At 62.3% G+C, this 12,025-nt stretch carries 10 protein-coding genes and 1 pseudogene; 4 read left to right on the top strand and 7 right to left on the bottom strand.

The annotated features are described in order from the left end of the window. Position 1: 1 nt before the first annotated feature. From JCM12178_RS06850 to JCM12178_RS06830, 6 genes and pseudogenes are all read right to left on the bottom strand, one after another. Positions 2-217, bottom strand: a complete 216-nt coding sequence (locus JCM12178_RS06850; RefSeq protein ID WP_054649940.1) for a DVU_1557 family redox protein — start codon at positions 215-217, stop codon at positions 2-4. Beyond that, complete coding sequence (locus JCM12178_RS19515) at positions 214-1,185, bottom strand: heterodisulfide reductase-related iron-sulfur binding cluster (protein WP_245628659.1); 972 nt, start codon at positions 1,183-1,185, stop codon at positions 214-216. The genes JCM12178_RS06850 and JCM12178_RS19515 overlap by 4 nt, the downstream gene beginning before the upstream one ends. Positions 1,186-1,189: 4 nt before the next feature. Next, a complete protein-coding gene (locus JCM12178_RS19510) occupies positions 1,190-2,473 on the bottom strand; it encodes a pyridine nucleotide-disulfide oxidoreductase/dicluster-binding protein (RefSeq protein ID WP_245628658.1) in 1,284 nt (427 codons plus the stop codon). A 66-nt stretch (positions 2,474-2,539) separates the two neighbouring features. Beyond that, a pseudogene (locus tag JCM12178_RS06840) lies at positions 2,540-5,256 on the bottom strand (molybdopterin-dependent aldehyde oxidoreductase). Positions 5,257-5,331: 75 nt separating this feature from the next. Continuing rightward, a complete protein-coding gene (locus tag JCM12178_RS06835; protein WP_054649938.1) occupies positions 5,332-6,348 on the bottom strand; it encodes a molybdopterin-binding protein in 1,017 nt (338 codons plus the stop codon). 390 nt (positions 6,349-6,738) lie between these two features. After that, a complete protein-coding gene (locus JCM12178_RS06830) occupies positions 6,739-8,223 on the bottom strand; it encodes an aldehyde dehydrogenase family protein (RefSeq protein WP_218185639.1) in 1,485 nt (494 codons plus the stop codon). A 362-nt stretch (positions 8,224-8,585) separates the two neighbouring features. On the opposite strand from JCM12178_RS06830, the gene modB reads away from it, so the two are divergent. The 4 genes from modB (at position 8,586) to JCM12178_RS06810 (ending at position 11,732) form a co-directional block, all read left to right on the top strand. Further along, positions 8,586-9,275: a molybdate ABC transporter permease subunit gene (modB, locus tag JCM12178_RS06825; protein ID WP_054649934.1), complete on the top strand. Its 690-nt coding sequence runs from the start codon at positions 8,586-8,588 to the stop codon at positions 9,273-9,275. 22 nt (positions 9,276-9,297) lie between these two features. Beyond that, positions 9,298-10,053, top strand: a complete 756-nt coding sequence (modA, locus tag JCM12178_RS06820) for a molybdate ABC transporter substrate-binding protein (RefSeq protein ID WP_054649932.1) — start codon at positions 9,298-9,300, stop codon at positions 10,051-10,053. A gap of 14 nt (positions 10,054-10,067) precedes the next feature. After that, positions 10,068-10,811 (top strand): ABC transporter ATP-binding protein, encoded by a 744-nt coding sequence (locus JCM12178_RS06815; RefSeq protein ID WP_054649930.1) that lies wholly within the window; start codon positions 10,068-10,070, stop codon positions 10,809-10,811. 147 nt (positions 10,812-10,958) lie between these two features. Continuing rightward, positions 10,959-11,732, top strand: coding sequence for a GGDEF domain-containing protein (locus JCM12178_RS06810; protein ID WP_054649928.1), 774 nt, complete (start codon positions 10,959-10,961; stop codon positions 11,730-11,732). 111 nt (positions 11,733-11,843) lie between these two features. Here JCM12178_RS06810 and JCM12178_RS18645 read toward each other — a convergent pair. Further along, the coding region (locus JCM12178_RS18645) for a hypothetical protein (protein WP_172677084.1) at positions 11,844-12,025 on the bottom strand (182 nt) is incomplete at its 5' end.

The raw sequence follows: 12,025 nt of genomic DNA, 5'->3' as shown, positions 1-12,025 counted from the left end.
GCTACTTGTCCTCCAGAAGTTGCTCCACCTGATGCATCTTGCCCAGCGCCAGTTCCTCGGGGATGAGCACGAACCGGCACGCGGGACAGGCAGGCAGTTCCACGGTAAAAAGCGATTCCAGATATTCAAGCTCGACAGGCATGGAGACAAGCTCTTCGCCGCAGGCAGCGCATTTCCAGCCGGATACGTCCGCTTCCGGCACCTTTATCACGCTCATGGCTGTCCTCCCTTGATGCACATTCTGTGGCTCCACGCGTTTTGAACCACAAACGCCTCTCCGTCCTGCTCGAATTCCACCCAGTACGTCACCACCGCGGGCCGGAACGACGCCAGCCGACGCCCGTCATCGTTGACGAGATAGCGGCCGGTCTCACGGACCTGCATAAGAACCTTCTGCACATCGCTTTTCAGAATGCGCCGGGTCTCCATAGCCTCTAATGCCTTGTCGCTGAACGTGACGGCAACGGTTTCATGCGGCTCCGCCACATGTTCGCCCGATTCACGCCACAACTCCCTCAGCAACCCTTCGCGCAAACGCACACGGTTCTCGCGTCTGGCGGAATACCCCGGCGCTGGCCGGGACGCGGCCTCATCCGAGCGCGGGTACAACAGATCATACAGATGCAGGGCGCGCTTGCCGCTTTTGGCGAACAGGTCGCGGCACATGACGCAGTAGGTGACCCAGTCTTCGTTCACGGCCCCGGCCCGAAGCTCGCTGACGCGCTTGCCAAGCTCGGGATTGGCCTCGTTGAGCAGGCCGCCGTAACCGCAGCACTGAGTAAGGTCGCCGCTCAGCTCCGGTTCCACGAAGCTGACGCCCATCATTTTGAGCATGGCCCTGAAATCTTCCTGCACCATCCTGTCGTCGCGTGCGGCGCAGGGGTCGTTGACTGCAAGCACCTCTTGAGGCGTCACGGCACCTTCCGGAGGACCGAGCTCCCGAAGCACGGTCCAGTGGGAGACTATCTCGGCACCGGCAAGCTCCTGCCGCAGCATGGACACACACGAAGGACAGGCCGCGATGATGCGCGGTTCGCCAAGTTCTCGCCACCGCTGGTTCAACGTCCCGGCTAGCTCACCAATCTTCTCGCGTCGTCCGGCCCAGTGCGCCGGTGCGCCGCAGCACTGAAGCATTAGCCCCACATCGCCAAGCCGTGCGCGAAGATCGGCGTATGCGGCTTCCACTCCTTCAGGGTCCGATGCGGCGAGCTGACAGCCCGGAAAAAAACACGTACGAGCTGGACTGCGCACCGGGCGCGTGCCGGGCGAGCGTACATTTTTCGCTGTTGGCGAAGTCCATGTCCCGCAGGGCGAATTCATGCGCCGAGGGCGGCATCTTGCCCTTCTCCACCATGCTCTTTCGCGCATCAAGGCAGACTTCGGCCATGTCGAAATCCTCGGGGCAGACGGTCTTGCACAGTCCGCAGAGCATACAGGAATTTATCATGGTGTTTGCCTGCCGCGTGCCCATGACAATGGAGTCGTTGTTGTAAATCTGGCGGACGTAAATCTTGGGGTATGACTTGTAGTGGCGCAGGTACTCGCAGACCTTCACGCACTCCATGCATTCGCACTGAAGGCACCGCCGCGCCTCGTCGCGGGCCTCGGCTTCGGTGCAGGTTTCACCACAGGCTGGCCCCAAGGGCTCAACCTTGGCAAGGCTCGTAAACAGGCGCGTCTCATACGCACCCTCGCGTTCGCGCCCGGAAACCATGGACACGCCCTGCGTGTAGCGTTCAATGGAGTTGGCGGCCCTGCGCCCGGCTGCGGCCTTTTCGATAATCCGGGTCTCTCCCGCCCGGCTGCAAAACAGTCCGCTGCGCCGCGTGCCGAGGGTCAGTTCGTCCGGCTCTCCGAAACCCCACACATCGTCCGGAACCGCATCTGCGTCCACGAACACCGCGTCGTTATCTTCCAAAAGCGATTCAAGAAGCTCTGCGGAACAGTCCACGCCCGACTCAATGCGACAGCCCAGACGCGAAAGATTCTCCAACTCGCGCTCAACTGTACCTTGCGGAAGAGCACCAGCAGCAAGCTCACGAAGGTCCACGGCGGGGTCGCCGCATTGCAGCGACACGTCAAAGCCGCGCCGGGACATCTCCCACGCGGCGCACAGTCCGGCCATGTTGCCGCCCAGCACGGCGACCGATTTCCCGCGCGACGGCAAGGGACGCGGCGGAGGTGCGGGCTTTGCCTCGTGCGCACAAAAGCGTTCCAGCGCACCGAGCGCAATGGCTCCTCCGGCGTCCTTTCGCACACAGGCCTCGCGGCACGGAGCTTCACAAAGCCGCGCCAGCACGCCGGGCAGCGGCATGGTCTTGACGAGCACCACCCACGCCTTGTCCCAGCGCCGCTGCGCCATGAGCGAGCAGAACTGGCGCGCATCCACATGCAGTGGACACCGGGCCACGCATTCGGGTTTCTCTTCCTGAATGCACCTGTGCTCCCACTGCCTGAGTTCATGCTGTTCCATAGTCTCCGCCGGAAATGTCAGGGCGGCGGTCCGGTTTCGGACCGCCGCCCCGGTTGTGTCTTTTGGTTAGCCTTTGAGACCCGCAAGCACCTTTTCAGGCAGCGCGGGCAGCTCCTTGATGCGGACGCCGCAGGCGTTGTAGATGCCGTTGATGACCGCCGCGTGCGGGCTGGTCAGCGGCAGCTCGCCCACGCCGGATGCGCCGAACGGGCCTTCCGGGCGGTCGGACTCGACGTATTCGAGCACGATGTCGTCCGGAATCTGCTTGATGTACGGGAACCCGGCACCCTTCATGGTGGAGTGCTTCTTGATGTCCTCGTAGTCCTCGGACAACGCCAGACCGATGGCCTGAGCCAGACCGCCATAAAGCTGACCGTCCACCGCGAGCTTGTTGTTGATCTTGCCCACGTCGGCCACGCAGGTCATCTTTTCCACCGTGGTCTTGCCGGTGGCGACCTCCACGGCGACCTCGGCCATGAACAGGCCGTACATGTAGCTGGCAAACGGGCTGCCCTGACCGTTTTCATCGCATTCCGTGGCCGGAGCACTCCACTTGCCGTTGTAGCGCACGGCGATGTTCTCATCGACCATTTCCTTGTAGGTGCGGAAGCTGCCGTCGCTCTTGCGCATGCCGCCAAGCAGCAGCTCGCAGCCCGCCTTGATGGCGCGACCGACCACGACCTGCGAACGGGAGCCGCCCGCCGGGCCTGCGTTGGGACAGGTGCGGGTGTCGTTGAGCACCAGCTTGATCTGCTCCGGAGCGAGCCCGAGGGGACGAAGGGCTTCGTGGGCCGTGCCCAGCACGCCGATGTCCGCGCCCTGCCCGTGGTCGTGCCAGGTGGCGTAGACCGTGACGGTACCGTCCTCGTTCAACTCCACGTCGATCTCTGCGGTATCCGGACCGTCAAGGCCGCAGCCGTAAACGCCCAGCGAGATACCGACGCCGCGCTTGACCTCGTCCGTGGATTCGGCGGCAGCGCGTTTTTTCGCCTCTTCGTATTTCGGGCGAACCGAATCGATGATCTCTGGCAGGGAGTATACTTCGGGGTCCTGCCCGGTGGGCGTGGTGGAACCCTTGCGGTAGACGTTCTTGTAGCGGAACTCCAGCGGATCCATGCCGAGCTTTTCGGCCAGCATGTCCACCAGCACTTCCGAGGCGAACTCAGACTGCGGGGAGCCGTAGCCACGGAAGGCCGAACCCCACGCGTGGTTGGTGGCCACGGTGCGGCCCAGTCCGCGAATGTTGGCAATGTCGTATCCCGCGCCGATGAACTGGGCGCCGCGCAGGGTCAGCAGGTCGCCGAACTCGGAGTACGGGCCGTGGTCAACGGTCCAATCCGATTCCATGGCCAGCAGCTTGCCGTCGTTGTCGCAGGCCAGCCGCACGTTCATGAAGAACGGGGAGCGCTTGCCGGTGTAGGTCTGCTGCTGGTGCCAGTCGTAGTTCAGGAAGACGGGCTTGCCGGTGGCGAGGCAGGCCGCGCCCACGAGGGCTTCCATGGTGGGCGAGAACTTGTAGCCGAAGGTGCCGCCCGCCGGGTTCTGGACCATGACGATTTTCTCGGGGTCCACGCCGAGGCCCGGCGCGATCATGTAGAGATGCAGGTGCAGCCCGATGGACTTGGAATGGATGCAGAGCTTGCCGTCGTCATCGAGGTAGGCAAACCCTACGTCCGGCTCGATGGGCATATGCGGCTGGCGGCCCACGTAGAAGTCGTCCTCAATGACATGCGCTGCGGAGTCGAAGACCGGTGCGGTCTCGTCGCCCTTGGCGATGCGCTGCTCAAAGTAAACGTTGGGCGTACCCGGATGGATTTCAATGGCGTCGTCGGCCATGGCCGCGGGGGCGCTCATGTATTCGGGCAGACGCTCCAGTTCCACCTTGACCTTGGCTGCAGCGGCTTGGCGTTCTTGTCCGTATCCGCGCAGACGATGGCGATGGCGTCGCCGTACTGGAAGACCTTCTCGTCGCACAGGATGGGACGGTCCCAGCCGTCACCCTTGTTGGTCGGGAAGGTGATGAGTCCGGTGATGCGGTTCTTGCCCTTGATGTCCTTGTAGGTAACGACCTTTTCCACTCCGGGCATCTTTTCAGCCTCGGAGGTGTCGATGGAAAGGATCTTCGCATGCGAGACTTCGGCCTGCACCAATGCGAGCTTCAGGGTGCCCTGCGGCATCTTGATGCCGAGGTCCGCGCCGTAATCGAGCGTGCCGGTGACTTTCGCCACAGCCGTGGGGCGGGGATACTTGGTGCCCCAGATGCGACCGTCTTCCGGCAGCTTGAAGCTCAGGTCGCCAAGCGTCTTTTCTCCGCGCATGACGGCTGCCGCATCCAGAACGGCGTCCACGAGCTGTTTGTAGCCGGTGCAGCGGCAGGCGTTCCTGTACTTCTGGAACCAGTCGCGCACGTCCTCGCGGGTCGGCTTGGGGTTGGCGTCGAGCAGCGCCTTGGTGGAAACGATGAATCCGGGGGTGCAGAACCCGCACTGCGCGCCGCCGTGAGCGATCCACGCCATCTGGATGGGGTGCAGATTGTCCGGGGTACCGATCCCTTCGGTGGTGGTGATGACGGAGCCGTCGTCCACCCTGCTCATCTTCATGGAGCAGGAGCGGATGAGCTTGCCGTCCTTGATGACGCTGCAGCTTCCGCACTGGCCGGTTCCGCAACCGACCTTGACGCTGGTGAGCCCGAGGTTCTCGCGCAGGACGTTCGCAAGCGACTCGTCCGGCTCGCAGATGACCTGCTTTGCTACGCCGTTGACCTGGAGTGTCCGTTTAATCACGACAACTATCCTCCTTAAAGTGTGATACACCAGTCTCCGCCCTGTCCGGCCCGTACCGGGCCGAGGCAGCGCGTCCTATTTTCCGAAGGGACAGACCGGATACCGGCAGACCTCGCAGGTCGCGCAGAATCCGCCGTGCGCCATGGGCACGATGTCCTCACGGGTTATCTTCTCTCCGGCCAGAAGCCGGGGGACCACAAGATCGAAAATGGAGGCCCGGTAGTACATGACACACCCCGGCAGGCCGAGAATGGGCACTCCTGCAAGCTCGGCCAGCATGAACATCACGCCGGGGAATGTGGGGGAACCGTAGGTCACGACCTCGGCTCCGGTTGAGCGGATGGCCGTGGGCGTCTGGTCGTCGGGGTCCACGGACATGCCGCCCGTGACCACCACCATCTCCGCGCCCTCGGCGATGAAGTCGAGAATCGCATCACGGGTCATGTTTGGGTCGTCCGAGGTCAGCCGCTGATCCATGACCGTGGAGCCGAGGCGGGAAAACTTCTTTCTGATGACCGGACCGAACTTGTCCTTGATCCTGCCATGGTAGACCTCGCTCCCGGTGGTCACGAGCCCCACATTGCGGTGCATGAACGGCCGGATGCCGACCACGTAAGGGTACTCCGCGCAGATGGCCTCCACAGCCTCGATCTTCTTCTCGTCGATGACCAGCGGCACCACGCGTGTTCCTGCAACCGGGCGGGCTTCCGTTACCTGCTGGCCGTCGTGCATGGTGGCCAGCACCACCTCGTCGATGGAGTTTATCCGGTTCAATGCCTCGACGTTCACGCTCAGGAGGCCGGGCGCGGCCTCGAAATTGATGCGCCCTTCGCACACGGGGCTCAGGGTGATGCCGGGTCCGGCCGCAGCCTTTGCGATGCGCTCTGCGGCCTCGTTCTCGTGAATCCGGCCCTTCTCCAGATTGAGCACGTAGACGTGCTCCTTGCCGATTTCCAGCAGCATGGGGATGTCCCCTGCGCTGATGACATGCCCCTTCCTGAACGCGGGCCCTTTGCTCTCTCCGGGGACAATGCGCGTCATGTCATGGCACAGGACCATGCCGACGGCCTCTTGAACGGGTACTGTTTTCATATGTGGAAGACTCCGTGAACCATTTTGCAGTCGATCATCAGCGCTCTGGCGAAGCACAAGCGAAGCCTCTTTTATTATGCTTAAAAAGACATAATACCTTGAGCAGCTATATAACAGTCAAAAAGAACGCACTTCCTTAACGATCACATGGCACGACAAACGAGCATCATGCCGAAATTGGCATAATGTATCCCTGTCCTCTCATGTCGTCAACGGGGGTGCGATATTTGGGGCCGCATCTTCATATACCCTCCAATGCCTTTGAAACCTTGAATAAAAAGCTCACAAAACGTACAAAAATAAGCATTATCCCCTTGGGGTAACAAAGAAAAAAACGCCCCGGACCGGAGGAGGTCTCGGGGCGTTACAAATAGGTTCTTCGAAGAACGATCAGCGCAGGTGATCGGTGTTCAAAAGGCAGGACCCGCCATCGCGAATCATGCGTTCAAGGATGTCCCTGTTGGCAGCCGTATCCTTGGCCGCCACCACGGAGCGCATGGAGAAGGCCCGGAGCGCGTCGCGCACGGAGAGCGTTCCCTCTGCCGAATCCTTTCTGCCGCTGAACGGCAGCGTATCCGGCCCGCGCTGACACTTGCTGTTGATATTCAAACGGCAAACCTGCGGGGCCAGCGCGTCGATGAGCCGCCCCACGGCCTCGGGGTCCTGACCGAAAATGCTGGCCTGCTGCCCGAAGTTTGAATGGATCTGGTACTGCACCGGCTCGGTTTCGTCGTCATAGGGCACCACCGGCACCACCGGCCCGAACTGCTCCTCGCGGTAGACGCGCATATCCTGCGTGACAGGATACAGAAGCGCCGGGTGGAACAGGCTCCGGGCAAACGCGCCGCCCTCGGGATTGACCACACGCGCGCCATTGGCCAGCGCGTCATCCACCAGCCCTTTCAGGTAGTCCACCTTGCCCGGCTCGGGCATGGGCGTGATGTCCACTCCCTCCTCGAAAGGCATCCCGACTCTGAGTCCTTCAATGCCGTCCTTGAGCCTGTCCAGCAGTTCATCGGCCCGGCTGCGGTGCACGAAGACGATCTTGACAGCCGTGCAGCGCTGGCCGCCGAAGCCGAGGCTCCCGGTCAGGATTTCCCGTGCGGCAAGGTCCATGTCCGCGCAGGGCAGCACCACGGCCTGATTCTTGGCGTCTAGCCCGAAGATACAGCGCAGGCGGTGCGGCTGCGGATGCAGCCCGCGCAGAGCGTTGGCTGCGCGGCTGGAACCGATGAAGGCGAACACGTTCATCAGGCCGGATTCGAGAATGGGGTGCACGAGGTGCGTGTCGCCGGTGATGACGTTGACCACGCCTTTCGGAAAACAGTCGCGCAGGGCCTTGATGACGGGGGTGAAAAGCAGCCTGCCGATTCTCGGGAGCTTGACCACGGCGGTGTTGCCCATGACAAGGGCCGGGATGAGCGTGGCAAAGGTCTCGTTGTAGGGGAAATTATACGGCCCCATGCACAGCACCGGCCCAAGCGGTGCGCGGCGCACGTGGGCAAAGATGCCCTGCTCCGCGCTGAACTCGCGACCGCCAGCCTCGCGCAGCGCGTCCACGGTATCGCCGATGTATTCCACGGTACGGTCATACTCCGCCTCAACCTGCTGCCGGGGCTTGCAGATTTCCAGGGTCATGAGCCGCACGACCTCGTCCCGGACCTCGGCCATGCGGGTTGCGAACGCCTCAAGATGTGCGATGCGCTCGTTCATGGGCATGCGCGGCCACTGGCCCTGCCCGTCGGCATAGGCTCGGGACGCGGCAGTGGCGGCCCGCATGGCGGCCTTGTCGTCAAGCACCGGGCAACGGCCGAGGAACAGCGGCGAAGACTCACCGTTCTCGCGCACCTCCATGGAGGAATAGACGTCCTCCATGGGACCGTCCCACTCGATCAGTTCACCGTCGGCCAGATAGTAGGGGTACTCCCGCGGGATGGCCGATGCATATTCCTCCGGCAGATCGGCTCTCGGGAAAGGCGAAAAGCAGCTTCTGTTCGACGCTCATGAATGACTCCGGATCGGTACGTGTTCGCACTGCAGGCTCAGCTCGTTGCGGAAGGCAAAGGGATAGGTCCAAGAGCGTTTCATGTCAATTCATGCCCGCCCTGCACAACCGGGAAATTCGTCCAATGGTCACGATTTTCGGAATTTTCGTGACAGCGTTGTCCCGCGTTCCCGAGAGCACTATGAATACCCCTTTGAACAGTGCGGAAAACCAAACAGGAAGTGCGTGAATCATGAGCATGGTCTGGATCGACCTTTCGGCACCCGAATTCCTCTCCCCACTGCTGCTGACCCTGAAGGTCGCGGGGGTGGCGGTGCTGCTCTCGCTCATTCTCGGTGTTGCCGCAGCATACGCCCTCTCCCGGCGCAACTTTTTCGGAAGAGACTTTCTGGACGCGGTCTGCACCCTGCCCATCGTCATGCCGCCCACCGTACTCGGATACTATCTGCTGGTGTTCATCGGGCGACGCGGCATCATCGGCCAGTGGCTGCAGGAGACCTTCGGCATTACCCTGATGTTCACATGGCAGGGTGCGGCCTTGGCCGCCACGGTGGTAGCGTTCCCGCTGGTCTTCAAGTCCGCCCGGGCCGCACTGGAAAGCGTTGGCGAACAGTACGAAAACGCCGCGCGCACACTGGGCCAGAACGAACTTGCCGTGTTCCTGCGCGTCTCGCTCCCGTTGGCCTTTCGTGGCGTGCTGTCGGGCGGGATGCTCGCCTTTGCCCGGGCCATGGGCGAGTTCGGGGCCACCCTGATGGTGGCGGGCAACCTCCCGGGCCGCACCCAGACCCTCTCGCTTGCCGTCTACTCGGCCGTTCAGGCCGGAAACGACGCACTGGCAAACACACTGGTGTTCATCATCAGCATCGTCTGCGTGGTCATCCTCATGATTACCAGCAAACTGCTGCAACCCGGATTCTGATACTCGAAACCAAGGAGCAACCATGAAACGCACCGCTACCGTCCTGCTGCTGTCTTTCGTCCTCGCCTGTGCCGCCGGCACCGCATTTGCCGGGGAACTGATCGTCTCCGCCGCCGCGAGCCTCACAGATGCTTTCAGCGACATCGAACCCGCCTTTGAAAAGGCCCATCCGGACACGGACGTGGTCATGAACTTCGCCTCGTCCGGGGCGCTCTATCGCCAGATCGAACAGGGCGCGCCCGCAGACGTCTTTGCCTCCGCCAATCCCAAGTGGATGAAAAAGGCCGTGGACAAGGGATTCGTTGCCAAGGGCTCTGACGTGATCTTTGCCCGCAACTCGCTGGTGCTCGCCACGCCCGCAGACAATCCCGCGGGAATCTCCGCCCTGAAGGATCTCACCGGCGGGAACGTGAAAAGCATCGGCATCGGCACGCCCGAGACCGTCCCTGCCGGGCAGTACGCCAAAAGCGCACTGGACGCGCAGAACCTCTACGGGACGCTCTCGCCCAAAATGATCTTCGGCGAATCCGTCCGGCAGGTGCTCGACTATCTGACCCGCGGCGAGATCGACTGCGGCTTCGTGTACCGCACGGACGCGGTCAAGGCCGGGGATGCGGTGAAGATCATCGCGGAAATCCCCCTGCCCAAGCCGGTCACCTATCCCGTGGCAGTGCTCAAGGAGAGCGCAAATCCCGACATGGCCAAGGCGTTCGTGGACTTTGTGCTGAGTCACGAAGGCGCGGCACTGCTGGAAGCGCGCGGCTTCAAACGCCCCTGACCATCAAACGGACCATGCAGTTTGAACTGAACATAACAAAACGCCTGCGCTGCGGAGGGGACGAGTTTCTCCTCCGCTCGCGCTTTGCGACCACGGACGCGGCGCTGGTGCTCTTCGGCCCTTCGGGGTCGGGCAAGACCCTGACGCTTCAGGCCATTGCAGGAATGCTCACGCCCGATGAGGGCCATATTCGCTGCAACGGCCGGGTGCTCTTCGACTCCGCTCAGGGCATCAACGTCCCGGCCCGCCGCCGCAATCTCGGCTATCTCTTTCAGGACTACGCCCTGTTTCCGCACCTGACCGTGCGCGAAAACATCGGCTTCGGCCTCAAGCCCCTTTTCGGAAGGCTGGCAAAACGCGACCGCGATCGGGTGGAAGAGTTGCTCGACGCTTTTGGACTGGGTGCAGTGGGCGACCAGAAACCGGCAGCCCTGTCCGGCGGCCAACAGCAACGAACCGCTCTGGCAAGAGCACTGGGGACCTCTCCGAGGCTCCTCCTGCTGGACGAACCGTTTTCCGCACTCGACCAACCCCTCCGCGTCCGGATGCGCGACGAGCTTTCCCGCTCGCTGAAAAGCTTCAACATCCCGGTTATCATGGTCACGCACGACTCCGACGACGTGGCGGCCTTTGCCCAGTCCGTGGTCATCTACCGCAACGGCCGGGTCGAGGACATCCATTCTGCCCGCGAGCTGGCGGATTCCGGCCAGAATCTGGCCGAAACCCTGCAAAAACAGGCGGAAAAGGCCTACGCCTGATCGGCCCCCCTCTGTTAAAACCCGCCGCAGTTCCGTCGGAAATCCTTACATTCTCACACCGTTCAGCCCCCGATTCCCCTTGAAAATCAGGACGCTGGAGATTGCACACTTATTGCAATTTCCACTAGTTAAGCAAGGAGGAGGACCGTGGCGAGAGAACTCGGGTGCATCAACGATCCCGGCGGCCCGGACAGGCGCAAGAATGGCAGCGGCATTCCTCTGGCCCGGCGAATGGGCATTTCGACATACGCCCTGCCCGCGCTGATATTCTGCCTGTACCCCATCGGGTGGCTGCTCATTTCAGCCATGTGGACCGGACAGTGGATTCTGCCGCAGACCATCCCCTTCCTGGCATATTCCGCCGGGTGCGTGGGCGGCGCGCTGGTGGCGCTCAGGGCCTGCAAGCGGGAAAACGACGCCATCAAGCACTTCGACCCGCAACAACAGATATTCAACGAGCGGTTCTTTCTGGTTTCGCTCAGGCTGGAATTCAACCGCAGCAGGCGACACGACTTCCCCATGGCCGTGATGGTCTTTTCCTACGACCTCGAAGGCCCCGGCATCAAGGCGCAGGCCAAGACGAATGGCATCGGCAAGGCCATCGACAAGACCATCCTCAAATCCATTCGGACCAGTGACATCTTTTCCCGGTTACGGGAGGACAGCTTCGCCCTGCTGCTGCCGAACAGCGGCACGGACGGGGCGCAGGTGGTGGCGAACCGCATCGCCAGCCATCTGAATCAGGAAGTCAGAAAGCACAAGCTCGGGGCGCGGGTCGTCCCGGCCTTCGGCATCTGCGGCCTCGGCTGCAACGGCGTGGACGCGCCCGAAGACATCATGGCGGGCGCGCTCCGGGCATACGACGAAGCGCGCCAGTCCCACAGGAACCGCATCAATCTATGCAGCCCCAACTGTGTCTGAGCGATCAGGCCCGGCTGATACCGACCGTTACCGTCTTTGCCTGATGCCGGATGGTGTCCAGCGGCCGGGTCATTTCGCACACCGCCTGATTGAGAATATCCAGCGCGTCCGTCAGCGACGCGCTCTCCGGTCCTGCCGATTCCGGCAGGGCTCCAGCCGCCGCAGATACCCGGACAGCCGCAGCGCAACACTCGCCGCGATGCAGGAGTCGGCACAGCCCGAAGCCAGCTCGTCGCAGCAGGCACCCAGCTCGGCGGCCAAGGCGTTTCTATCCCACGAGTCCGGGTTCTCGA

Source organism: Salidesulfovibrio brasiliensis JCM 12178, assembly GCF_001311825.1.
Lineage (GTDB): Bacteria > Desulfobacterota > Desulfovibrionia > Desulfovibrionales > Desulfovibrionaceae > Pseudodesulfovibrio > Pseudodesulfovibrio brasiliensis.
This window is presented reverse-complemented; position numbering and strand designations above follow the sequence as displayed.